This window comes from Mariprofundus sp. NF (genome assembly GCF_013387455.1).
In the GTDB taxonomy this organism is placed as follows: Bacteria; Pseudomonadota; Zetaproteobacteria; order Mariprofundales; family Mariprofundaceae; genus Mariprofundus.
Genome location: NZ_VWNC01000001.1, coordinates 93,843 through 118,091 on the forward strand (window position 1 = coordinate 93,843; position 24,249 = coordinate 118,091).

The window sequence follows — 24,249 nt, forward strand, 5'->3', positions numbered from 1 at the left end:
TGGATTTTTTATGTTTGAGCAATGCTAAAACAGCCGCCATAGGTTGATATTACCCGTTCATCCGAGATGAGCTTTTTGTGATTGTGTTAGATGGCTGCAGGAACGTCTGCGTCGTGGCCGTCTCTATGTAACCAGCGGGTCATGCCTGCGGCGGTGACAATGCACCAGACGGCAAACAGGGCGCCGGGAAGGGCAGTTTCAGGTTCAAAATGCTGCAGTGCCAGTGCCACGCCCAGGCCTGCGTTCTGCATGCCTATCTCAATGCTTAGCGTGATGCGATAGCTGCGCTCAAAGCGGAACAGTTTGCCGGCAAACCAACCGAGCATGTAACCCAGTCCATTGAGTAGTACCACCAGCACAAACACGATAGGCGGCGTGTTGGCCAGTTGATCGTGATTGCTGGCTACGGCAAAACCACAGATAATGATAATGGCTATAGATGCGATGCCGGGAGCAATGATGGCAGCCTGATTGAGCATGTGACTGCTCAGCCGGGTGCGCAGTGCCATGCCTAGTGCCAGTGGCAGGGCAACGGTAAGCAGGATCGTCTGCATCATCGGCCAGAAGGGGATCTCCATATAAGCGCTGCCAAGCAGCTCCACCAGCAGAGGCGTCAGTATCGGTGAGAACATGGTGGCGACCATGGTCATGGCAATCGAGAAGGCGACGGCACCACCTGCCAGATAGGTGATGACATTGCTGGCCATAGCACCCGGTGCACAACCGACAATAATGAAACCCAGTGCCATAGCTGGCGTTGCTCCCTGCCATGTGGCGATCAGAGCGGCGGTAAAACCGAGCATCGGCATAATCCAGAACTGCATGGCCACACCGAGTGCAATGCTCAGTGGTTTGGCGATAGCTGACTGTGCCTCTTCAGGTTTGAGAACCACACCGAGCGCAAACATGGTGGCGGCAAAACACCAGAGAAAAACATCTTGAAAAATCAGGAATGCGGCGGGGAAGGCGTAAGCGACAACAGCGAAAATGACTGTGAAGACAGCCATCTTTTCGGAGAGCGCCCGCCAGATGATCATTTAGAGATAATCGCTGATCTTTCCATGGATGGCAATAGTCGCGGCAGATTTATTCAGGGTGTAGAAGTGCAGGCCGGGTGCTCCCTGCTCAAGTAGCTCACGGCACTGGCTGGCAGCCAGTTCGATACCGAGTTTGGCGACCGCATCGAGATCTTCGCGAACCGGGTCCATCTTCTCATGCAGCCATGCCGGGATGCTGGTTCCGCACATCGATGAGAAACGGACAATCTGATCAAAGTTTCCGATCGGCATGATACCCGGAATAATCGGCATGGTAATGCCTGCTTTGTCACAGCTATCACGAAAACGGAAAAAGGCTTCATTATCGAAAAAGTATTGGGTGATGGCGCAGTCGGCACCATTGTCCTGTTTCATTTTCAGGTAGCGGATATCATCAGCGACACCACCCTTTGATTCAGGATGCCCCTCGGGGTAGGTGGCGCAGGCGATCGAGAAATCACCCTGTTCGCGCAGAAATGCGATCAGGTCGGTAGCATGGCTAAAACCACCTTCGGTGGCCTGAAAGTGATCCATCCCCTCCGGCGCATCGCCTCTGAGGGCCAGGATATTCTGAATGCCTGCTGCACGGTAATCGGCAAGCAGATCGGCCAGTTGATCTCTGGAGGCTCCTACGCAGGTCAGGTGAGCCACAGCTGATAGCCCTGTCTCATCCTTGATGCGAGTGACAATACCTTTGGTGCGATCCTGGGTTGTGCCGCCGGCACCATAGGTGACCGAAGCATAAGCCGGGTTGATTGTTTGTAGTTCGCGCAGGCAGTTCCAGAGATTCTCTTCACCCTTGTCGGTCTTGGGTGGGAAAAACTCGCATGAGAAGAGTGGTTTGGTGGCTGCGCCGAGAATCTCAGAAAGTTTCATATTATAACCTTGGTACGGTCACGCCCGTCTGTCCCTGATATTTACCGGCTTTATCCTTATATGAGGTTTCACACTCTTCGTCCGACTCCAGGAAGAGGAACTGAGCCACGCCTTCACCGGCATAAATCTTGGCCGGCAGTGGTGTGGTGTTGGAGAACTCAAGGGTGACATGACCCTCCCACTCAGGCTCAAGCGGGGTGACGTTAACGATGATGCCGCAGCGGGCATAGGTCGATTTGCCGAGGCAGATGGTCAGTACCGAGCGCGGAATGCGCATGTACTCCATGGTGCGTGCCAGTGCGAATGAGTTGGGTGGAATGATGCAGACGTCTGATTTCACATCGACGAAACTGTTGGCATCGAAGTTTTTCGGATCGACAATCGCGGAGTTGATGTTGGTGAATATCTTGAACTCGTCAGAGCAGCGCACGTCATAGCCGTAAGAGGAGAGGCCGTAGGATACGATGCCTTCATCTTTCTCATTGCGTTTGACCTGACCGTCGACAAACGGCTCAATCATGCCGTGCTCCTGTGCCATGCGGCGAATCCACTTATCCGATTTGATGGACATTACACCCCTCCAAAAACATTAGGTGCCGGAGCATAACGGTAGAGGCTTAAATCGGCCAGTCACTTGCGCGCCTCATCCAGCAGCCAGTCGCGAAATGAGGTCAGTGAGGCTGTCTGCTGTTGCCACGGCGCAGAGACAAGGTGATAGGCATTTTCACTTGGCAGTGACTGGGCAAACGGCTGCAGAAGGCGGCCTGAAAGCAGTTCATCTTTCACCAGTGCCGGATCAACAATGGCGATGCCGAGGCCATCAATGGCGGCCTGAATGGCAAAGTTTCTCGTTTCGAAGGTCTGCTCATGGGCCGGGCGCAGCTCACTCACGCCTGCTGAGCGCAGCCACATATGCCAGTCGTCGGGTCTGAGCCTGGCATGCAATAGTGTCTGCTGCTGTAGCTCCTCGATTGTTTTCAGTTCAATCTTCGGGCTGCAGACGGGAGTCAGTCGCTCTGAGAATAGCTTGTCCACATTCAGGCCGGGCCAATTGCCATGGCCGGAGCGAATGGCGCAATCGACATCCTCATGCCTGAAATCTACCGGTTCAATCGAGGTGGCGATGCGGATCTCGATATTCGGATGCAGTTTTTGAAAGCCTGAGAGGCGGGGGATAAACCAGCGCATGGCAAAGGTGGATAACATGCTTACGGTCAGGACCTGCTGCTCCGGCCTCGTCTGCAGTTGCGCCATGCTGTCGGCAAGCAGATCAAAGGCCTGCTGAATGCCGGGCAGGATACTCGCTCCGGCAGATGTCAGTTGTAGTCCGCTGCGCGTGCGGATAAACAGTTGGGTGTTAAGGTTTTGTTCGAGTCCTCTAATCTGGTGGCTGAGTGCTGAAGGGGTGACAAACAGGGCGTCCGCTGCGGCCTTCAGATTCAGGTGTGTTCCCACCGCAGCAAATGCCCGCAGCGCATTGAGCGACGGAAGTTTTCTTTCAGGCATGAGAAAAACTCAACTTCATGTAGAGAATATTTCCTTTTGTTTATGGTTTAGTCAACGTTATGCTTGCAATTCGGTTGAGATTTACTCTCCCGAAAGAGGTCTACTCTTCTCGCGTTGAAATAAGGGGTTCGCATATGGGTCAAACACTGTTTGATAAAGTCTGGCAGCAGCATGTCGTTAAAGAGAACGAAGATGGTTCCATGTTGCTCTATATTGATCGTCATCTGGTGCATGAAGTGACCAGCCCGCAGGCCTTTGAGGGGCTACGCCTGACCAGCCGCAAGCCGTGGAAGATCAGTGCTACCGTGGCGACACCCGATCACAATGTACCGACCACAGATCGCGCTCTGGGTATTACCGATGCCGTATCGCGTACGCAGGTAGAGGCACTGGATGCCAACTGTGAAGAGTTCGGTATTACAGAATTCGGCATGAACGATATCCGTCAGGGTGTGGTGCATGTGATGGGCCCTGAGCAGGGCTTGATTCTGCCCGGCATGACTGTGGTCTGTGGTGATTCCCACACCTCCACGCATGGCGCTTTCGGTTCAATCGCAATGGGCATCGGCACCTCCGAAGTGGAGCATGTGCTGGCCACCCAGTGTCTGATTCAGCAAAAACCCAAGGTGATGCGTATCAGTGTCAATGGCGCGCTGCCGGCCGGTATTACAGGCAAGGATGTGGCACTGTTTATTATTGGCAAGATCGGCACAGCCGGTGGCACAGGTTACGCGCTGGAGTTTGCCGGTGAAGCGATTATGGCGCTCTCAATGGAGGGTCGCATGACCCTCTGTAACATGGCAATTGAGGCTGGCGCACGTTGCGGCATGGTAGCCGTGGATGAAACCACGCTCGCATATGTGAAGGGGCGTCCCTATTCACCAAACGATATTGATTGGGACAAGGCAGAAGCGATGTGGTCTGAGCTCTATTCAGATGCTGATGCCGAGTTTGATGCTGAGCTGGTTTACGATACATCCGAGATCGTGCCGCAGGTAAGCTGGGGCACAAGCCCTGAGATGGTGCTGCCGGTCACTGCAGCGATTCCTGATCTGGCTGATGCCCGAGATGAGGTGCAGCGCGAAGGGTGGCAGCGCGCCTTTGATTATATGGGGCTTTCAGCAGGCACACCGATTGCCGAGATTCAGATTGATAAGGTCTTTATCGGCTCCTGCACCAATGGCCGCATTGAGGATTTCCGTGCTGCAGCTGCAGTGGTAAAAGGTAAAAAGGTGGCCGCTAATGTGAAGCTGGCACTGGCTGTACCGGGCTCAGGTCTGGTGAAACAGCAGGCTGAGGCTGAAGGGCTGGATGTTATCTTCACTGAAGCGGGCTTTGAGTGGCGCGAGCCGGGCTGTTCGATGTGTCTGGCGATGAATGCCGACCGTCTGGAGCCGGGAGAGCGTTGTGCCTCCACCTCCAACCGCAACTTTGAAGGCCGTCAGGGCATGGGTGGGCGCACCCATCTGGTTAGTCCTGCCATGGCAGCAGCAGCCGGCATCGCCGGCCATTTTGTCGATATAAGGGAGTGGGATAAGGATTTGGGGTGAGGCGTAAGGAGTGAGGGGTAAGGACATCCCTTCACATATATCGCGCCTAACATCTCACGCTTCACACCTCACACTCCGAAGGAGAAAAAAATATGCAGGCATTTACAACTTTAAACGGCGTGGTTGCGCCGATGGATCGCGCCAATGTTGATACCGATGCGATTATTCCCAAGCAGTTTCTGAAAAGCATCAAACGAACCGGTTATGGCCCGTTCCTGTTTGATGAGTGGCGTTATGAGGATCGCGGTGAGCCTGAGATGGATTGCACCAATCGCCCCAAACGTGCCGATTTCGTACTCAATCTGCCACGCTATCAGGGTGCGCAGGTACTGCTGGCCCGTGAAAACTTCGGCTGTGGCTCATCCCGCGAGCATGCACCGTGGGCGATTCTCGATTGCGGTTTCACCTGTGTGATTGCCCCGAGCTTTGCCGACATCTTCTATAATAACTGTTTCAAGAACGGCATCCTGCCGATTGTGCTTGATGATGCGGTTGTTGATCAGCTCTTCAAAGAGACCTACGCCAGTGAAGGGTATGCGCTGACGATTGATCTGCAGGCGCAGACGGTCACCACCCCGACAGGTGAAAGCTTCGCCTTTGAAGTTGATGAGTTCCGCAAGCACTGCCTGCTCAACGGCCTGGATGATATCGGCCTGACCCTGCATGAATCATCAGATGCCATCCGCAGCTATGAGGCATCCCGCAAACAGGCAGCCCCCTGGCTGTTCTGATTCAATAAACCTGTAAGCTGAAAAGCGCTCGGATGCCTTGGCCTCTGGGCGCTTTTTTTGTTTTGGCAAATCTTATGGTTCGAGTATCACGCGGCTCCCCGTGCAGGACAAAACTGGGCACCATTGGAATGAGGTGGTTCTTCTCAACTTCTGACTGTCTCAAACCGGCCGTGAGTCGCCTGTCGTGATCGGCAGCAGTCGGCCAACTATGGCCGGTCAAATAGCTAAAAAAGATTCGAATTTAAAAATATACTTACAATCAGTCATTTTACTGGACAATTGCTATTTATCTCAATGAGGCGTCATCCAAACTAAAGCCTGAATCGAACAGTTTGAGGCAAGCATCGACAACCGTGGCATCGAATTTCTTTCCACGCTGTTTCTCTAATGTTTCCAGTATTTCCTCCATGCTAAAGGCTGGCCGGTAGGGACGGTGCGCGTTCATAGCGCAAACCGTATCTGCAACAGCGATAATGCGTGCCCCAACGTTGATCTGGTCTCCTTTGAGACCAAGTGGGTAACCCGAACCATCCATGCGCTCATGATGTTGGTATACATCCTCGGCCACAGGCCAGGGGAATACGATATCTTTCAGAATATCTAAGCTATAATGGGTGTGCTGCTTAACGAGCTCAAACTCTTCTGTATTTAATGTTCCCGGCTTGGCAAGAATTCTGGCCGGTAGCCAGATGTTCCCAATATCGTGCAATGTGCCTGCAATACGGATTCCTTCAACCTGATCATCATCCAGCCCCATTCCCTGAGCTATACTCCTCGCCAGCGTGGTGACTGCGCTGTCATGTTGGGATACTGACGAATCGCGTTTTCTCATTGTATTGGACAACATCCGAACAACCACATGCAATTGTCTCATGTCGCTTTCCATGCGGTGATGCCGTTTTAAGGGTTTAAAGACCAGCTGGTAAAGAAAAGGCGCACTAAACAGGGCCAGCAACAATGCATCGGCAATGTTTCGCCACAGGGTATCAGGAACACCATATAGGCTGAACAGAAGCATCACAAAAATCTCAACGCCTATCAGAATGCACAATATGCGAAACATGATATTGAGTAGATTCATATTATTCGCCTTCCTTGGCATTGAGAGATACCGGCAACTTATTTTTGTCAACGAGTCGCAGAAAAGCATCCACAGCATCCGGCCAATAGCGACTTCCGCGATGGGCCTTGATTTCATTGATTGCTATCTCAAGACCAAGATCGGGCCGATAAGGCCGGTGCGAGGATATAGCCTCTACCACATCTGCTATGGCAACAATGCGTGCCTCCAGACATATCTGACTACCCTTGAGGCCTTGAGGGTAACCCGTCCCATCCATGCGCTCATGATGCTGATGAATAATATCTTCCAGCGGCCAAATGAAATTGAAACCCTTGATAATATCATAGCCTGTCTGCGCATGAAGTTTTATCAGGCTATATTCCTGTTCGGTCAGCTTCCCCTGCTTGCTGAGGATTTCGATAGGAGCAGAAATCTTGCCAATATCATGGATCAGGGCACCCAGTCGAATGCCCTCAATCTGCAAGTCATTTAAACCCATTTCCAAAGCAATAGCCGCAGCTATCTCAGCAACCCTTGACTCATGACCAGCAGTATAAGGATCTGCAGCATCTCCCATTGCCGACATCGCCCGAACGATGTCACTCAAGGCTTCTTTCAACTGCTCTTTTCCAGCCATGATTTCCAGCTTTGCATTTTTTTGCTCGGTGAATTCATACAGTGTAACGAGATTTGTTTCACTGAAGTCGCCACTCAGGCTTGTGGCCTCAACGATAAAATTGCGGACCAAACCATCCTTGCAGGTAATATCCGCATCTTCTATCGGTAGAAAGGCTTTCCCATCACGCTTGCATTCTACCATCCGCCTCTGCCAATCAATAATTAGCGCCTCACGGTATTTCGGGAAGGGATAGGCGCGAGGCCACCAGTCGGCCAGTGTGGGAATATCATCCAAGGTATAACCAAGTATCTTTATAAACGCATTATTCAGATATATGAATCTCTCTTGCTCATCGATCAGAGCAATTGGCACAGGCGATGCCTCAATAATGGCATTGAGTTTCGCTTCACTCTCTTGGAGGTCTTTCTCCAATGCATTGTTTTTGTCCCGCAGATCATAGGAAGCAAGCCCCTGCTCAATTCCCACCACCATTTCCAGAAGCAGGCTTTGTGCCTCTTCATCAAAAGCATTGATTACATCGGCATAAAAGTTGATTGCCCCCATAACCTTGCCGTTGCTGTGTATAGGAATGGCGGCAGATGAACACCAACCACATTGCGCTCCTCGCTCCTGCCATGGCGTTAGGAGTGGATCGTTCTGGTAATTTTGGCACCAATACGGTCGATTTTCACGCACTGCTATGCCGGTAGGACCACGCCCCGATGAGTCATCCTCCTTGGTTGTAATCTCGATACCTTCCAGATATTCCAAGCCATTACCGTATTTGGCTACCGGCCTGACTGCTCCACTCTCTTCATCTATCAGACCTGCCCATGCCATCTTGAGCCCACCAAACTCAACCGCGTAGCGGCATGCTTTTTGAAGCAACTCATCTTTGCTCTGGCTGTCCATCACAGCCTTGATGGTCTTACTCAAGGCCAAGCGAAGATTGGATAGGTGCTTTATTTGTTCTCTGGCCAGTACACGCTCAGTGATATCAATATGCGTCCCGACAAGTCGAACTGGTTTACCATCTGGCTCGCACCTTATCAATTTAGCCCGGTTCAGAACGAAAACATCGCGACCTTCCTTATGGCGCATGCGCATTTCGAACTCTAAATTGTCAGTTTTTCCAGTTACATATTCTTGGACATGCTGAAGTGCCATCACCTTATCATCCGGATGAACAAGCTCAGCCCATGTCTCCAGATGCGGTTCAAACTCATCGGCATCGTAGCCAAGCATCTTAAACCAGGGAGGCGAGTAATACACTTCATCAGTCAGGAGATCCCAATCCCACAGACCATCATTAATTCCCTCGACAGCCATCTTGAAACGCTCTTCACTGACTTGCAGAAGCTCCTGAGAATGAATTCGATCGGTAACATCGCGCAATGTTGCACAATAGATTGGATTGCCATTCACTAGGGCCTTAGCAACAGCAACCTCAGCATAAAAGACTGCCCCATCCTTACGCAGTGCTTGAACTTCCCTATACCCATTCATGGGGCGGACAACGTGCTCCCCGTCAACGAATGCATCCACATGTTTTCGATGTAAGGCGCGGAAGGACTCAGGTATTAGCAAATCAATCGATTCACCTAATATCTCACTGGTTTTGTATCCAAAAATATCTTCTGCACTCTTGTTGAAAAATACGATATTCTGGTCCTGATCAATAGAAATGATTGCATCATGGGTGATATCTACAATCGCCGAAAAAGGTGATTCATCCACCTGAGTGGGTTTAGATTCAAACATATAATTTCTACCCTCTTTAAGTGAACTTCAATAGAGCTCATTTAAGCATACCTAGAAAAAAATTAAAACATACTTAACCACTATGGAATAAATTCCATAGGTTCGCACAGCAAATACGCAGACGATTAAAATCGTCAAGGCCGCGTTTTGGCTAACCGCGTGCAAGAGTCAAAAACTATAAAGGCACTGTGCTACGCACAGGCTTGCAATGAAATTGCATAGTTTTCAACTAGCGCACGGCGACAATAAACTTCCAAGCCGAATGACCGGATGTGGCCGAACTACGACGGTCACCAGTAGCGCCCAACGCCTTCCCCCGTTTCAGTAACACGGGGGGCAATAAATACACGCACACCCATTCCCGTAGTTTTTATTATAGCTGAACTAAGACGGATTGCACTGTGAGGAATGGAAAGACAGGAATTAGTGCCCGTTACTGTCCAGGACTGGCTCCCCGTACAGGACTCGAACTAGGGGAGGTCTAGCTGGGGTTGGTAGGTCGGATGGGCTGAGTGATGTAGCTGCTGCGAATATAGCAGAGGTTTACTTTTTCCAGATATTGAAGACGCCGCCGATAATGATCGAGGCGAGGCCGCCGGCGCCGCAGATGATCCAGACCATGCGCCAGTCGATGCCGTCGGTAGTCATGACATCAAGCCATGAGAGCATGAACACAAGGGCTGTGCCGCCTGCGCCGAGCAGCCATGCCGAGAGGCCGATTTTGAAGAAGATATCGCTGGCACTCATTTTCATTTCAGTTTCAACCTGTAGACGGTAGAGCCGGAGATCAGATCGTGCAGCGCCAGCTTCTCTTTGCTCAGGAACATAACCAGCATGCTCAGCGCTGGAATGGAGGCGGCAACAAAGAAGAGGAAGTGATTGGTATCCTTGGTGGCGATGTACCAGAGGGTCATAGAGAGAGCCATCCAGGTGACCATCAGTCCGGCAAAACGGATGCTGGCTGTAAACGGTGTTAGTGGATCACCGGTCTCAAGCATAGCCAATCGTAGTTTCCATGGGCGCATGCCGGTGGTGGCGCCGCCTCTGACCCAGAAGCCGATGAAATAAGCACCCACGACAGTCAGGAAGAGTAGTCCCTGCAGCCATTGCGGTGGCATGATGCCGAGAGCCTGGTCGCTGATGGTGATGGGAATGCCGACCAGTATCATGGTGACACCGAATAGAATGGTGAGGTCGTAAGCGCTGGCGAGTATGCGGACAACAATGCCTGCTCTTGATCCCTGATCGCGACTGCTCTCTGCCATCTCTTTTCCCCTCTGCTTGCTAAAAAATACTGTCTGCTACTTTTGCGTCGTGATCGCTGCGCGGATGCCATGCGTGGCCCAACTAATTACGAACAGGGCGCATAGTGCCAGCACAACCGATGCACCGGAAGGCCATTCCTGCGCATAGGACCAGATTAGTCCCGCCAGAGTGCCGGTGATTGAGAATGCAACCGATAGTAGCCACAGGCTTGCCAGCGATCTGCCCCATAGCCAGGCACAGGCGGCGGGCAGCACTAAAAGGCCTGCGGTTAAGACGATGCCAGCCAGTTTGACGCAGAGGATGACGGTTAGTCCGACCAGTCCGTAGAGCAGCAGACGCAGCGCATTGACCGGCAGGCCGGAGGCTTCAGCCGTGACGGCATCAAAAGCGATACTCCACCATGCGCGTGAAGCTAGAAGCATGATAATCAGAATCAGGCTGCCCAAGAGATAGAGCCAGAGCTTCTCATCTGCGGTGACCGTCAGGATGTTTCCGAACAGAAGTCCGAACAGGTCTACACGTGTGGTGGTGGCGGTGGAGATCAATACGATGCCCAGCGCCATAGATCCGGCGAAAAGTATGCCGGTACCTGCATCCTCTGAGATGCCCTGACGTTTGGGCATCAGCGCCAGCAGCAGGGCGATGGCCACGGAGAAGATAGTGGCAACCGGCAGCAGCGGCAGAGAGAGTGAAACAGCAATACCAAGGCCAGCCAGTGAAGCGTGTGAAACACCGACGGTAAGGAATGACAATCGATGCGCCATCACCATCACCGACATCGAGGCGGTAACCACGGCAATCAAAATGGCAGGAAGCAGGCTGGCAGCCATGACCGGCGAGTTGAGGAAATCGCTGAACAGATCAATCATGATGATGCCCTGTAACCTTTTGAACCGCGAATGAACGCGAATTTACACGAATGAAAAGAGGTGTATTGCGATTGACATTCATGCAAAACTCCCATCTAACACGACCCGTTTCCATTGCAGTTTTGAGTGTTTGAAATTGAGCAGAAGGCCGAGCTTCAGGTCGGTGACCTTCAAATAATTCAGCATCTGTCCGATTTCATGATTGGATATTCTATCAATCGATTTGGTATCGACGACAATTTGATCAAAGCAGACCAGGTCAGGGATGAATTCGCCTACCTTTACAGATTTGTAGTTCACATCAAATCGGGGCTGCTGTTTGAACGGGATCTCTTGCAGTCCAAACTCAACGACCAGCGCATTCTCATATGGTTTTTCAAGAAACCCATGCCCGAGCGTGTTGAGAACCTCCATGGCGCAGCCGACGATCTGATGAGCTTCCGCCTTCAGTAGTAATTCGTGTCTATTGGTGTTCATTCGTGGTTCGCTTCTTCGCTGCCTGGGGTGCAGCCAATGCAGCCGGCATCGTGGGCAACAATCTGAATGTGCTCGCCATACATGGCGCGCCAGACATCATCCGGGATATTTTCACCCTTCATGGCGTGGTGATGAATCTGACGATTCAGGCAGGCTACGGAATCAACATGCGAGCTGATGGCTGCGATATCATGCTCGACCATAATCGCGCACATACCGGTCTCATCACAAAGGCGTCTTAACAGACGGAAGAGGCGATCCTGACTGACGCTATCCAGTGCTGCCGATGGCTCATCCAGCAGCAGTAGTTTCGGTTTTCTGACCAGAGCGCGGGCAAGGCGGACACGCTGCCTCTGACCACCTGAGAGCTGGCGGAAATCTTTATCTGCCAGTGATTCCATATCGACAAGGGTCAGGGCTTCCAGAATGGCTTTTTTGTCATCACCGTACTGCCATGGCATGGCATAATCGGGCAGCCCCATAGCCACCACATCCGATACGCGCATTGGCAGTCTTGGTTGATGATCATGCAGTTGATGCAGGAAACCGATCTGCTTGAGCAGGCGGTGGCGACTGTAATGGGTCAGGCATTCACCCATTAGATCAATATGACCGCCATCAGGCGGGGTGAGCCCGGCAATAATGTTGATCAGTGTGCTTTTGCCAGCGCCATTGGGGCCAACGATGCCCATGAAATGACCCGCCTCTACATTCAGGCTGATGTTATCCAGAATCGGTTTATGGGCTGGTCCGAAGCGGAGATGGGATACTTTGACAATGCTCTGGGCCATCAGTGCTTTGCTCCGGATATCTGTTGCAGGTTCTGCAGCATCATCTGATCCCAGCTTGTGCCGCAGTCGGAGAGGGCATCAAGCGTGACATGGTGAACCGCTTGCTCACTATGCTGCTGCAGCCACGCCAGGGCCCGATTGTTGTGTCCGGCATCGCTAATCAGCCAGGCGTTGGGATGCTCATCAATCTGATGCAGTGAATCATCGAGTGCATGCGGCCCGTGTTCATGGCCGTGATGACCGGACTCAAGCACATTGAGAATCGGGATCTGCATATCGTTCATCAGCCTGCGCCAGGAGGGGTGCTGCATGATGATGCCTGCAGCTTTGGCCGGGGCGAGCGCCTGCTGCCACTGCTTTTCAATGTCGTGAGTCAACGCGATGGCTTTGCCCAGGTTGCTGTTGATCTTCTGGCGCTGCTCAGGTTCTAGCTTGATCAGGGTTTTGGCAATACGCGGCAGGATCAGGCGCACCTCTTTAGGGCTAACCCAGCCGTGGTCTTTGTCGGGCCAGATATCGAGTACGTTTTCATGATCCGCTGGCAGAGGCCAGCCGCCATCATCGAATGAAGTGCGAATCAACAGCTTACTTCTTTTTAGCCGCTCAATAGTACGCGGCTGCATCTGGAAACGGTGCGGATCAGCGCCGGCAGGCAGCAGGCACATCACCTCACTCTCTGCATCAAGCATTTTCACCAGCCCTGCCAAAGGTGGCAGGGTGACAGCTATCTCAGCAGCCAGCACAAGCGATGGCGCAATCAGAATCGATAAAGCGGCCACTGCAATTCGCCATCTTATGTAAAAAATCCTCTGCATGCGGCGCATGTTAACAGTTTACAGAGAAAGTCCATCTATGGATTTATAGCGACCTATGTGAAATGCTACCAAACCTTGATTATCTGTAAGAATATAAGGAAACTCTCCAACCTATGATTTCACCGGATTATTTTGATTTTCGCTGGAGCTGGTACCGGCCTATCCTCAACCGCCAGGAGCAACCGGGTGACCGCTGTGCTGTAGAGGTGCGTCGCTTGCCTATCCGTATGTCGGGTCAGGATGCCGGCGAGTACATTCCGTTTGCGGTTGATATGGCTGTCGAGAAAGCGCTCTCCGGCTCGCTGCGCAGGCTTCAGGATTATGCCATTCGTTATATGGTGCGTGGTGAAAAGGTCTCTGCCCACACACTGCCACCGATGGATGCCAAAGTGCGTACCATGGTGGCCTATCTGCGCAAACAGAATCCACATATCTCCCGCGATCTGCTGCACCACTGGTGTGCAGAGCCACAGGGTGCTGCTGCACTGTTGAATGTCTGTGAAGTGCTTTGGGAGCAGGGTTGGAAGCAGGATCAGGCTGATGCCGCGCCATGGGTGCCTGCCGTAAATGTGCTACTGCTGCGCCTGATCAGAACAGCCATCGCATCGCTGCCTGATGAGGAGAGTGCAACCACCAACCATGTCATGCTCTGTGTTGTCGGTGGTCTCTATGTCTGGGCGCTGCAGGAGTTTCTCAAGCACTACCTTGAGGGTGTGGTTGAGGTGGCGCGTATCTCCAATTATGAGTCGATGATGTTGCCGGCAACGCCGATGGCCTTTCTGCATCATCAGCCTGACTCCTCTCTGCTTGCTGATGATAGTCGCCTGATCCGAACCTATGGGCTTGAGCCTGAAATTGTACCTCAGATGCGTTACCTGATTGCCAAGGTGGGAAGTAAAAATGAGGGCGGCATTCTGGCACTGCTGGCCAAAGAGAAGCTGGGTGAGCATATGTTGCGGCGAACCTGGGCCAGGCTCTCACTCTGGAAGCTGGCGATGAAAACAGGCCACGGTTTCTGGATGCGCTGGGTGCTCGATGCCAAGCGACTCGATCAGCTGCTGGCCGGGCAGATGAAACTGGATGAACCTGCCGTTGAGGATCTGCGCGCTAACGGTGAGGAGCCGGTGGCGATCTGGTTGCTCTCCCAGATGGCTGGTGGCAGAGCTGCGAAAAAAGCCGATGACCCATGGCTGCGCGATAAGATTACTCTGCTGGCATTTAGAGTGTTCGATGAGGATGTTCGTGTTGAGATCGCCCGGCGAAATGCTGAGCGCTCCTGGATGGATCGAAAAGCTGATCTGGCTGCGGCTGGAAAACCAAGTGCGGGTCTCGTTGGTATTAGTGAGTTGCGCGTGCAGGGCGGCTTGCGTGGTGGACGCAGTGTTGATGGTGACAAAAACCTTGAGAAGGGTTGGCAGGAGGGTGAACTTGTCCTGATTCAGCCTGATGTAACCAAAGCACTGCATAGTGGTAAAACCCTTTCATTGCGCCATGGCTGCATGCGGGTGGAGTGGTCGGACTATCTGGCGCGCATGCATGCATTGACCGGTTCTGAGGCTGCTCATTTCCTTGAGAATCGTTTTATGCCAACCCTGTTTGCTGTTGTTGAAACGAAAGAGAATCTATTTCTCGATGAGTGCTCCGGTTCGGGCTGCGTGTTGCGCGGCTCGATTTTGGCGTTGACTGAAACAGCTCTGCTGTTGCGCGAACGTCTGCGTCACCTCTACCTTGAGACCATCGGCCAGCTGGATGTAGAGGTTGAAGAGGCTACGCTTCCTATTGTGGCGATGTGTATGGATATGACCGGCGAGTGGACCTTCAGCGAGCAGAAGCATGCCAAACTCGGCGTGCAGCGTATCGCATTTTCACTGGCGGTACCGCAGGTTGAAGCGGGTATCGTTCGTGATGCCGGTGTGGCGCGTATGATGCGTGCGCGTGATGAGAAGCTGGGTCAGTTCCCGGTTGGCCGTGTCAACGTGGAGCCTGTCAAAACAGGGGCTGGCGAAACGGTACAGATTGTCCATAACGAAGGCGTGGCGCTGACCGGCTCGGCGATGAGAGAGCTGACCAGTGTGCTGAAGAATAAGGCTGAAATTCGCGAGTTTCGCCTCTCTATCGGTCAGGTGAAAGGGGTGCTTGACGGCTATCGCTTGCCACTTGGCGGCTTGGAGCTGCTGGTGATCCAGCGCTATGGCGATGAGGCTAAGGTGCCATGGCTGTTGATGAAAGCAGGCAAACCAACACTGGCCGGAGTGAATGTCGAGCTCTATGAGCTGCTTGATCTGCATTCGGATGCCGCCGCTAAAATTGTCGATCAGGGATTGATGCTCTGGCAATGAGACTGGATGCAGCATCTGCAACCTTTGCAGCGTGGTTAAGCAATCCTGAAATACCTGAACTTCCACATAAGCTGGCGGTTGGCTGGTCTGGCGGCGCAGATTCGACAGCGCTTCTTCTGGCCCTGAAAGCATCCGGTCATGATGTGCAGGCATGGCATGTTGACCATGGCTGGCGAGAGAGTTCTCATCAGGAGAGTAAGAAGCTGGCGCAACAGGCCAAAACCTGGGGTGTCCCTTTTTGTAGTGTCAGGCTCTCTTTTTCACCACAGGCAAATCGTGAGGCGGAGGCCCGGAAGGGCAGGTTTGAGCAGTTTTTGTCATGGAGCAGAAGCTCCGGTGTCACAACACTCTGTCTTGCCCATAACCGTGATGATCAGGCCGAGACTGTCTGTATGCGGTTGCTGCAGGGGGCCGGGGTGGGCGGCTGTCGAGGCATGCAGTCAGAGCGTATCCACCATGGCCTGCGCATTGTGCGGCCACTGCTGCATGTTAGCGGCGTTGCATTGCGAGAAGCTCTGTCAGCTGCTGATGTGGTCTGGTTTGAAGACCCCAGTAACCGGGATGCAACCATCTGGCGCAATCGTATCAGGCACGAGCTTTTCCCGCGCATGGCAGATGCAGGTGTGGATCCGCAACAGCTGTTCAATCGCTGGCAGCAGCAGGCGCAGCGGCTGGCTTTAGATCTGGAGGCCGGTGCAGAGATTGTTCTTGCCCGGAGTTCAAACAACAGCGATGGCCTGATGGTGCTGCCATGGACTGATTGGGCCAGGGCTTCAGTACCGATTCGAGCCAGAGTGCTGCAGCGGATGATGGCATCAACACTGGGTGAGGGGGTAACCCCCGGACGCAGGCATATTGTGCTGGTGGAGCAGTGGACTGCACGCGGAGGTCGTGGCGGACTCGATCTCTCCGGCTGTCGCCTGCAGCGCAGGCAAGGGCGCTTGCATCTACAGCCGAGAGCGTCAGTTTGTGCATCTGCTCTGGCGTGAACTGAAACAGAGCAGAATTATGGATGTTTGCGTGGCAGAGGGTTGAATCGATGTGGCTCTGCCCCTACATAACAAAACTAAGAAGAAATTGTGGTTTTTAATCTTCTTTTCATGCTTTTAAGTGACGCTTGCGTGAAATTGGTTTTACATTCATCCCGCTTAAAGGGATAAATAGTTTGAAGCAGATCCCGACCAGGGGATACCAAAGGATAGGAACGATGGGTAAGAATTTAGTACTGTGGCTGGTTATCGGCGTAACGATGATGAGTCTGTTCAATATGTTTTCGGCGCCGATGGCGAAGGGCAGCAAGATGGCTTACTCTACCTTTGTTGAAAAGGTGGATAGCGGCCTTGTTGAGACAGCCACCCTCAAAGATAAACAGGTTATCGGCCAGTATCGCGACAACGGCGGTGAGCTGAAAACTTACGATGTCACCATTCCTGCCAATGACCCTGCACTGACTCAGCGCCTGCTTGAGCAGCATGTTGTGGTGAATGTAAAAGCTGAGGATGAGGTGCCGTTTATCCTTTCGGTACTGATCTCCTGGTTCCCGATGCTGCTGCTGATCGCGGTATGGGTGTTCTTTATGCGCCAGATGCAGGGCGGTGGTAAAGGCGGCGCCATGGGCTTTGGCAAGAGCAAGGCCAAGCTGTTGAATGAAAACACTGCCCGCGTCACCTTTGAAGATGTGGCCGGTTGTGATGAGGCCAAGCAGGAGGTCACCGAGGTGATCGAGTTCCTGCGTGATCCCTCCAAATTTACCCGCCTTGGCGGTAAAATTCCTAAAGGCGTATTGCTGGTGGGCCCTCCGGGCACAGGTAAAACCCTGCTAGCTCGCGCCATTGCCGGTGAGGCAGAGGTGCCATTTTACTCGATCTCCGGTTCTGATTTTGTGGAGATGTTTGTGGGTGTCGGTGCATCTCGTGTACGTGATATGTTCGAGCAGGCCAAAAAACATGCGCCGTGCATTATCTTTGTCGATGAAATTGATGCTATGGGTCGCCATCGTGGTGCCGGTATCGGTGGTGGTAACGATGAGCGCGAACAGACACTGAACCAGATGCTGGTTGAGATGGATGGTTTTGAGTCCAACGAAGGGGTGATTCTGGTGGCAGCCACCAACCGTCCTGATGTGCTTGATCCTGCGCTGCTGCGTCCGGGTCGTTTTGACCGTCAGGTTACTGTACCGCGTCCGGATCTTCTGGGTCGTGATCAGATTCTCAAAGTGCATATGCGTAAAGTACCGCTCTCCAGTGATGTGAATACCAAGGAGCTGGCGCGTGGAACGCCTGGTTTCTCGGGTGCTGATCTGGCCAATCTGGTCAATGAAGCGGCACTGAATGCAGCCCGCTTTGACCGTGATAAGGTCACCCGCGCCGATTTTGAGACGGCCAAAGATAAGGTGATGATGGGTACAGAACGTCGCTCTATGCTGATCTCTGATGATCAGAAAGAGACCACGGCTTATCATGAAGCGGGTCATACTCTGGTTGCTAAATATCTGAAGCATGCCGATCCGGTGCACAAGGTGAGCATTATCCCGCGTGGTCAGGCGCTTGGTATTACCATGCAGATGCCGACTGAGGACAAGTTCAATCATGATAAGGAGTATCTGCGTGATCAGATCTCGATCATGATGGGTGGCCGCCTGGGTGAAGAGCTGGTGCTGGGGCAGATGACGACCGGCGCATCCAACGACTTTGAGCGCGCGACACAGTTGGCACGTAGCATGGTGACTCAGTGGGGCATGTCTGATGAGATGGGGCCGATGGTCTATGGCGAGCGTGAGCATGAGCCGTTTTTGGGGCGTGAAATCACCCGACAGACCAACATTTCGGAAGAGACCGCACGCAAGATTGATATCGTGGTGCGTCAGCTGATCGAGGATAACTATGATCGTGCCAAGCAGATTCTTGAAGAGCATATGGATCAGCTGCATCTGCTGGCCAAGGGCTTGATCAAGTATGAGACACTGGATACGACCGATATCGATCGTGTCATGGAAGGCAAAGAGCCGTTGCTGATCAAGGAGTTTGAGCAGAAACCCTCATCTCCGGAAGCACCTCCGGAAGAGCCATCTGCCAAGGTGGATATCGGTGAAAGCGGTGAAGAGAGTAATTCGTCCGACGGAGAGGCAGGTCAGGTTCACTGATGCCTAGTCGCTGGTTTCGTCCGGCAAATGGTAATGTATGGATGATGGGGGTGCTTAATTGCACCCCCGATTCGTTTTCGGACGGCGGAAATTTTATCGATGTCGAAAAAGCGGTGAAATATGGCATTGCCATGCGAGACGCAGGAGCGGCGATCATCGATGTGGGTGGTGAGTCAACCAGACCGGGTTCGCAGCCAGTTGGCCTTGAAGATGAGCTGCAGCGGGTGATTCCGGTTGTTAAAGCGCTGGCCTTAGCGGGTTGCACAGTATCCATTGATACCATGAAAGCGGAGGTAATGTCTCAGGCCGTAGCTGCCGGAGCTGTTCTGGTGAATGACGTTTCTGCGCTGAGTTTTGACGAAGAGAGCCTGGACGTAGTGGCCGCAAGCGGTGTGGACGTTTGCCTGATGCATATGCAGGGAACGCCTGAAACGATGCAACTTAAACCTGAATACAATGGCGTTGTAGATGAAGTGGCCTGTTTTTTTGAGCAGCGTATTCATACCTGCCTGCAGGCGGGCATTGCCGAGTCATCTATTGTGCTTGATCCGGGCATCGGTTTTGGCAAACGCCTTGAAGATAATCTGGCTTTGATCTGCGCTACCGGCGAGTTTAAAAAGCGTTTTCCTATGCCGCTGCTGCTGGGTTTGTCACGCAAGTCGTTTATAGGCTCGGTGACCGGAGCTGCGGTCGATGATCGCGAGATCGAAACTGCCGTGGCAGGGGCTATTGGTATCCTGCACGGTGCTGATATACTACGAGTACATGATGTTTCGCTGCAGGGTAGAGCTATTCGAATGGCTTCGGCGCTCTCTTAAGGAGTCTCTGAGTCTCTCAGAGCATCCTACAAGTTAATTCCTTGCATGCGTCTCTGATGCAACTATTCTGAGCAGCATGGAAGTGACAGGTATTCTAACAGATGGCTAACTGGCAATTCGGACTCATAGATATACTTGATATTGCGGTGGTCGCCATCGTTGTCTATTTCTTTCTGCGCCTGATTCGCGGCACCCGGGCTGTGCAGATGTTGATCGGTGTAGCTATTGTGGTTGTCACTTATCAGGCTGCACGTACCTTTGGCCTGTTCACTGTCGAGTGGATGTTCGGCCACTTCTTCTCCGCCTTTATGGTGATTCTCGTTGTACTGTTTCAGCAGGAGATTCGCCGCGCGCTGATGCGTGTGGCTGTCAATCCGCTGGCTGCTACGGCAGTTGCTACTGATGAGCTGCTTGACGGGTTGGTGGAGTCAGCCTTCTCTCTGGTGCACAGGGGTTGGGGTGGACTGATCGTTATTGAGCGCGATACAGGCCTGCGCCACCTCTTTGAATCAGGTGTTGAACTGGATGCACCGCTGCGTCCCGATATTGTGCAGGCGCTGTTCTGTCCTGATGCGCCGATGCATGATGGTGCGGTGATTGTCTGCCCGGATCTGCATGGTGGACGCATTGTTGCTGCGCGTGTGCTGCTGCCATTGGCGCAGGCCAATGCTGTGGCCGGTGATTATGGTACTCGCCACCGTGCTGCAGTTGGTCTCTCCGAAGAGACCGATGCGCTGGTTGTGGTAGTCTCCGAAGAGAGGGGTGAAGTACTTCTGGTTGAAGAGGGGCAGATCGGTGAGGCGATGAGTAGCAGTGAGCTGCGCGAAGCACTGAATCAAAAGCTCTCATCTGTGGTGGCTGCCGTACCTTCGAATGGTGCCTCTCCCGGGGCTAAAGTGTGATGGGGCTGCTGCGTCGTTATAACCTCCACTTCTGGGCCATTATTATTGCTGTCGCGCTCTGGCTGCAGGTGCATGGTCAGGGCGAAGGCTCGGTGAGTCTTGATATACCTCTGCAGGTTCAGGGTACACCTGCAGAGATGGTGATCGTCAATGATCTGCCGGATCATGTGCGGGTGACAGTGAAAGGGTTGCAGAGTCGATTGAAAGATCTGCGGCAGAAAACGCTGACCATGGCTCTGGATGTCTCCGATATTACAACGCCGGGTGTGGTGGTGAGAGCTTTGCAGATGGATGCTGTTGCTGTGCCGGTAGGTTTGCGTATTGAGAAGGTTCAGCCTGATCGGCTGGAGTTGCAGGTAGACAGGCTGGTGACCCGCTCGATACCGTTGCATGCCCATTTTGAGCTTCCGGAAGAGTGGCAGGTGAGCGGATTAACCATTGAGCCGGGGGTTGTTAAGCTTGTCGGGCCTGAAGTGTGGCTGGATAGTTTGAAAAAGGTGGATACTTCACCGATCAGACCCGAGTTGAAGCGTGGCCCGTTCAAGGTGAAAGCGGGTGTGGAGAGTCCATCAGGCAAGGCCATCCGCCTTGTCGATAACAATATTGAAATTGAAGTGAAGGGGCTGCTTTTCCAGGCGGTTGCACCTGTAGCTCCCAATGAGATCACTGGAGAAGAGAGATGAGGCGCTATTTTGGCACTGATGGTGTGCGCGGAACGGTTAACAAGTCACCGATGACGGCTGAGTTTGCCCTCTCTCTGGGACGTGCCGCCGGCCATGTTCTCACCCGGCATCTGGGCCATCGTCCACATATTCTGATCGGCAAAGATACGCGTCTCTCCGGTTATATGATTGAATCAGCCCTCTGTGCAGGCCTGACAGCCCAGGGTATGAACGTGTTGCTGGTTGGGCCGGTGCCAACACCTGCCGTTGCCTATCTTACCCGCAGTCTCAGGGCTGATGCAGGCGTCATGCTCTCGGCATCGCACAATCCGGCCGGTGATAACGGCATTAAATTTTTTGCCGCTGATGGTTATAAGCTACCTGATGAGGTGGAGCTGGAGATTGAAGCGTGTCTGGATGATCTACCACCGCTGCCTCCGGCACTGGAGATCGGTAAGGCAGCTCGCGTTGATGATGCACGGGGTCGTTATATTGAATTTCTTAAGGGCTCCCTGCCCAGAGGGTTGCGTCTGGATGGCTTAAAAGTTGTTGTCGATTGCGCCAATGGTGCCGCCTACGATGTGGCGCCGCGTATGCTTAGAGAGCTTGGCTGTGATGTAATTGCCATGCACGCCTCACCGGATGGTTACAATATTAATCGCGAATGTGGTTCAACCTATCCTGAACATATGATGCGCAGGGTGGTGGAGAGCGGCGCTGATGTGGGGCTGGCACTTGATGGTGATGCAGACCGCCTGATCGCTTGTGACCATCAGGGGCAAATTGTTGATGGCGACCGCGTCATTGCCATTCTTGCAGAACATGCAAATCGGCATGGGCAGCTCACCGGCGGCGCTGTGGTCACAACCCTGATGAGTAATATGGGGCTGGAGCGTTACCTAGCCGATATGGGACTGGAGATGCTGCGTGCTGCAGTGGGTGACCGTTATGTGCTGGAGATGATGCGCGAGCGGGGCTGCAACATTGGCGGAGAACAGTCCGGCCACATGATTCTTCTGGATCACAATACAACCGGTGATGGCTTGATGACCGGTCTGCAACTGTTAACAGCCATGACCGAGCAGCAGAAACCCCTGTCAGACCTTGCTTTCGGAATGGAACTGTTTCCTCAGAAGTTATGGAATGTAGTGATGAAAGAGCGTTGGGACGTTCTGGCTGATCCTCAGGTGCAGGCGCTGGTTGGCGATGCTGAATCACGACTGGGTGAAAATGGCCGCATCAATGTGCGTATGTCAGGTACCGAGCCTAAATTGCGTATTATGGTAGAAGCTGAAGATGAGGAGTTGATGCTCGGCATTGGCGAGCCGTTGATGCAGGCGATTAAAGAGCGGTGTGAAGAGAGTGAGGGGTAAGGTGTGAGGGGTTAAGATTTTTCACTTTTCACTCGCTACTTCTCACGCATGCCCGATCTGACTTGAGAGCTGACTACGGTTGATGCCCATGCAGCGGGCACCAAAATTCCAGCGCATCTCCGGTGGTTCCTGAAACAGAATATGATGGCTTACCGGCGCAATGATCCAGTCGTTATTGGATAACTCCTGCTCAAGTTGTCCGGCACTCCAGCCGGCATAACCAAGAATAAACATGTAATGTTCAGGTCCTTCACAGCGCGCCAGCTCTTCCAACACATCGCGAGAGGAGGTGAGATGCACCTCTTCAGAGATCTGCATGGTTGACTCATAGATATGCCAACCGTCATGCAGCACGAAACCGCGAAAGGCATCGACAGGCCCCCCTTCAAAGACACGCTGTTGTGCTTCATCGCGTGCATCCGTTTTGGCAGACTGTTCAATACCGAGGTCATCCAGCACATCGGGGAGCTTTATCTCCTGTGGCCGGTTGATGATCAAACCCATGCTGCCCTCATCATCGTGGTGACAGATCAGGATAACGCTGTCGGCAAAACTGGGGTCATGCAGGGAGGGGGTAGCCAGCAGAAGTTGTCCGGTGAGTTCACTGATCTTCTGCACATCTACCTCCGTTTTATGGCTTGTCGCACATTCTTTTGGCCATTGCGATGGCGGCCAGAAGACTTGAGGAAGATACGTCCTGCCTGCCAACCCGGTCAAGTGCAGTGCCGTGATCCACACTGGTGCGAACAAAGGGCAGGCCGAGCGTGACATTCACGGCATCACCAAAGCTTAAGGCTTTGATCGGGATCAGTGCCTGATCGTGATAGCAACAGATAATGGCATCGAAGTTCTTGCGACTGTTGGCAGAGAAGAGGGTGTCGGCAGGTAGCGGATCGGTAATGTTGATGCCTTCAGCAGCGGCAATCCGGGCTGCAGGTGCCAGAATATCAATCTCCTCTCTGCCAAAGTGACCCTGCTCTCCGGCATGGGGGTTGAGACCGCACAGGCCGAGACGTGGCTGTTTGATGCCAAAGCGATGTTTCAGATCATGGTTGACGATGCGAACGCAGTCGAGAGTGGCTTCAATCGAGAGTGCTTCAGGCACTTCACTGATCGCCATATGGGTAGTCAACAGCGCTACACGCAACGTATCAGAGGCCAGCATCATGACGAAATCGGTTATTTTGTCGTCATGGTTTTTACGCGACAGATGGGCGAGGAATTCGGTGTGGCCGGGGAATTGAAAGCCCTGGCTTTTCAGGATTGCTTTTTCAATCGGGCCGGTCACCAGTGCCGCCGCCTCATTAGCGAGGCAGGCGCGGGTGGCCGCTTCGATGCAGCCAATCACTGCATGGGCTGTTGATGCCGATGGGGTTCCCGCAGTCACTGAGCCGACGTCTGTTTCAGGGATCGGATTCCAGAGGCGGAGCTCATCTTGTCCGGGTTTGTAGCTTTTCGCTTCGTTCAGTGAGGAGAAAGCTTTGAGTTGAACAGGCAAATCTATTGCACGGGCTCGATCTTCAAGCCAGCTCAGTGGCGAGACGATAATGCAGTTTTGCAAGGCTTGCGGGGTTTGTGAAAAGGCACGAAGCGTGCAGTCAGGGCCGATGCCGGCAGGTTCTCCAACGGTGATTAAACAGGGTTTCATCTGA

The 24,249-nt window shown here is 52.9% G+C and carries 23 protein-coding genes; 9 read left to right on the forward strand and 14 right to left on the reverse strand.

Annotated features, from left to right (window positions below; translation table 11 throughout):
* Window positions 1–86: 86 nt before the first annotated feature.
* The 4 genes from F3F96_RS00490 to gcvA are packed head-to-tail and all read right to left on the reverse strand — an operon-like array spanning window position 87 to window position 3,419.
* Window positions 87–1,037: a bile acid:sodium symporter family protein gene (locus tag F3F96_RS00490; protein WP_176961301.1), complete on the reverse strand. Its 951-nt coding sequence runs from the start codon at window positions 1,035–1,037 to the stop codon at window positions 87–89.
* Window positions 1,038–1,913, reverse strand: coding sequence for a methylenetetrahydrofolate reductase [NAD(P)H] (gene metF, locus F3F96_RS00495; protein WP_176961302.1), 876 nt, complete (start codon window positions 1,911–1,913; stop codon window positions 1,038–1,040).
* A gap of 1 nt (window position 1,914) precedes the next feature.
* Window positions 1,915–2,484, reverse strand: a complete 570-nt coding sequence (gene dcd, locus F3F96_RS00500) for a dCTP deaminase (RefSeq protein WP_176961303.1) — start codon at window positions 2,482–2,484, stop codon at window positions 1,915–1,917.
* A gap of 59 nt (window positions 2,485–2,543) precedes the next feature.
* Window positions 2,544–3,419 carry a transcriptional regulator GcvA gene (gcvA, locus tag F3F96_RS00505; protein ID WP_176961304.1) on the reverse strand — a complete coding sequence of 292 codons (876 nt, stop codon included), beginning with the start codon at window positions 3,417–3,419 and terminating at the stop codon, window positions 2,544–2,546.
* Window positions 3,420–3,553: 134 nt separating this feature from the next.
* On the opposite strand from gcvA, the gene leuC reads away from it, so the two are divergent.
* Together leuC and leuD are read left to right on the forward strand one after the other, a co-directional pair.
* Window positions 3,554–4,969, forward strand: coding sequence for a 3-isopropylmalate dehydratase large subunit (gene leuC / locus F3F96_RS00510; protein ID WP_176961305.1), 1,416 nt, complete (start codon window positions 3,554–3,556; stop codon window positions 4,967–4,969).
* A gap of 92 nt (window positions 4,970–5,061) precedes the next feature.
* Window positions 5,062–5,700, forward strand: coding sequence for a 3-isopropylmalate dehydratase small subunit (gene leuD / locus F3F96_RS00515; RefSeq protein WP_176961306.1), 639 nt, complete (start codon window positions 5,062–5,064; stop codon window positions 5,698–5,700).
* Window positions 5,701–5,986: 286 nt separating this feature from the next.
* Here the strand turns inward: leuD and F3F96_RS00520 are convergent, their stop codons facing one another.
* From F3F96_RS00520 to F3F96_RS00555, 8 genes are all read right to left on the reverse strand, one after another.
* Window positions 5,987–6,781, reverse strand: coding sequence for an HD-GYP domain-containing protein (locus F3F96_RS00520; RefSeq protein ID WP_176961307.1), 795 nt, complete (start codon window positions 6,779–6,781; stop codon window positions 5,987–5,989).
* Window position 6,782: 1 nt separating this feature from the next.
* Complete coding sequence (locus F3F96_RS00525) at window positions 6,783–9,143, reverse strand: PAS domain S-box protein (protein ID WP_176961308.1); 2,361 nt, start codon at window positions 9,141–9,143, stop codon at window positions 6,783–6,785.
* 543 nt (window positions 9,144–9,686) lie between these two features.
* Window positions 9,687–9,890, reverse strand: a complete 204-nt coding sequence (locus F3F96_RS00530) for a hypothetical protein (RefSeq protein ID WP_176961309.1) — start codon at window positions 9,888–9,890, stop codon at window positions 9,687–9,689.
* A gap of 2 nt (window positions 9,891–9,892) precedes the next feature.
* Window positions 9,893–10,408, reverse strand: coding sequence for an RDD family protein (locus F3F96_RS00535; protein ID WP_176961310.1), 516 nt, complete (start codon window positions 10,406–10,408; stop codon window positions 9,893–9,895).
* Between the two features lie 36 nt (window positions 10,409–10,444).
* The gene (locus F3F96_RS00540; protein WP_176961311.1) at window positions 10,445–11,278 is read right to left on the reverse strand and encodes a metal ABC transporter permease; all 834 of its coding nucleotides are present in this window, start codon (window positions 11,276–11,278) and stop codon (window positions 10,445–10,447) included.
* A 78-nt stretch (window positions 11,279–11,356) separates the two neighbouring features.
* Complete coding sequence (locus F3F96_RS00545) at window positions 11,357–11,755, reverse strand: GxxExxY protein (protein WP_176961312.1); 399 nt, start codon at window positions 11,753–11,755, stop codon at window positions 11,357–11,359.
* A complete protein-coding gene (locus F3F96_RS00550) occupies window positions 11,752–12,546 on the reverse strand; it encodes a metal ABC transporter ATP-binding protein (RefSeq protein WP_176961313.1) in 795 nt (264 codons plus the stop codon). Before F3F96_RS00550 ends, F3F96_RS00545 begins: the two co-directional genes overlap by 4 nt.
* Window positions 12,546–13,325 carry a metal ABC transporter solute-binding protein, Zn/Mn family gene (locus F3F96_RS00555; protein ID WP_370465475.1) on the reverse strand — a complete coding sequence of 260 codons (780 nt, stop codon included), beginning with the start codon at window positions 13,323–13,325 and terminating at the stop codon, window positions 12,546–12,548. Before F3F96_RS00555 ends, F3F96_RS00550 begins: the two co-directional genes overlap by 1 nt.
* Before the next feature lie 149 nt (window positions 13,326–13,474).
* Here F3F96_RS00555 and F3F96_RS00560 point away from each other — a divergent pair, with 149 nt between their 5' ends.
* The 7 genes from F3F96_RS00560 (at window position 13,475) to glmM (ending at window position 22,597) form a co-directional block, all read left to right on the forward strand.
* Window positions 13,475–15,700 carry a hypothetical protein gene (locus tag F3F96_RS00560; RefSeq protein WP_176961315.1) on the forward strand — a complete coding sequence of 742 codons (2,226 nt, stop codon included), beginning with the start codon at window positions 13,475–13,477 and terminating at the stop codon, window positions 15,698–15,700.
* Complete coding sequence (gene tilS, locus F3F96_RS00565) at window positions 15,697–16,689, forward strand: tRNA lysidine(34) synthetase TilS (RefSeq protein WP_176961316.1); 993 nt, start codon at window positions 15,697–15,699, stop codon at window positions 16,687–16,689. Before F3F96_RS00560 ends, tilS begins: the two co-directional genes overlap by 4 nt.
* Window positions 16,690–16,907: 218 nt before the next feature.
* Window positions 16,908–18,842, forward strand: coding sequence for an ATP-dependent zinc metalloprotease FtsH (gene ftsH / locus F3F96_RS00570; protein WP_176961317.1), 1,935 nt, complete (start codon window positions 16,908–16,910; stop codon window positions 18,840–18,842).
* The gene (folP, locus tag F3F96_RS00575) at window positions 18,842–19,660 is read left to right on the forward strand and encodes a dihydropteroate synthase (protein WP_176961318.1); all 819 of its coding nucleotides are present in this window, start codon (window positions 18,842–18,844) and stop codon (window positions 19,658–19,660) included. Before ftsH ends, folP begins: the two co-directional genes overlap by 1 nt.
* A 101-nt stretch (window positions 19,661–19,761) precedes the next feature.
* The gene (locus tag F3F96_RS00580) at window positions 19,762–20,562 is read left to right on the forward strand and encodes a diadenylate cyclase (RefSeq protein WP_176961319.1); all 801 of its coding nucleotides are present in this window, start codon (window positions 19,762–19,764) and stop codon (window positions 20,560–20,562) included.
* On the forward strand, window positions 20,562–21,245 hold the full coding sequence (locus F3F96_RS00585; RefSeq protein ID WP_176961708.1) for a YbbR-like domain-containing protein: 684 nt from the start codon (window positions 20,562–20,564) through the stop codon (window positions 21,243–21,245). The genes F3F96_RS00580 and F3F96_RS00585 overlap by 1 nt, the downstream gene beginning before the upstream one ends.
* Entirely contained in the window at window positions 21,242–22,597 is a 1,356-nt protein-coding gene (gene glmM / locus F3F96_RS00590; RefSeq protein WP_176961320.1) for a phosphoglucosamine mutase, read from the forward strand. The genes F3F96_RS00585 and glmM overlap by 4 nt, the downstream gene beginning before the upstream one ends.
* A 42-nt stretch (window positions 22,598–22,639) precedes the next feature.
* Here glmM and F3F96_RS00595 read toward each other — a convergent pair whose 3' ends face one another.
* Both F3F96_RS00595 and pdxA read right to left on the reverse strand, forming a co-directional pair.
* Window positions 22,640–23,215, reverse strand: a complete 576-nt coding sequence (locus F3F96_RS00595; RefSeq protein ID WP_176961321.1) for a YqgE/AlgH family protein — start codon at window positions 23,213–23,215, stop codon at window positions 22,640–22,642.
* Window positions 23,216–23,228: 13 nt separating this feature from the next.
* Window positions 23,229–24,245: a 4-hydroxythreonine-4-phosphate dehydrogenase PdxA gene (gene pdxA / locus F3F96_RS00600; protein ID WP_176961322.1), complete on the reverse strand. Its 1,017-nt coding sequence runs from the start codon at window positions 24,243–24,245 to the stop codon at window positions 23,229–23,231.
* Between the last annotated feature and the right edge of the window lie 4 nt (window positions 24,246–24,249).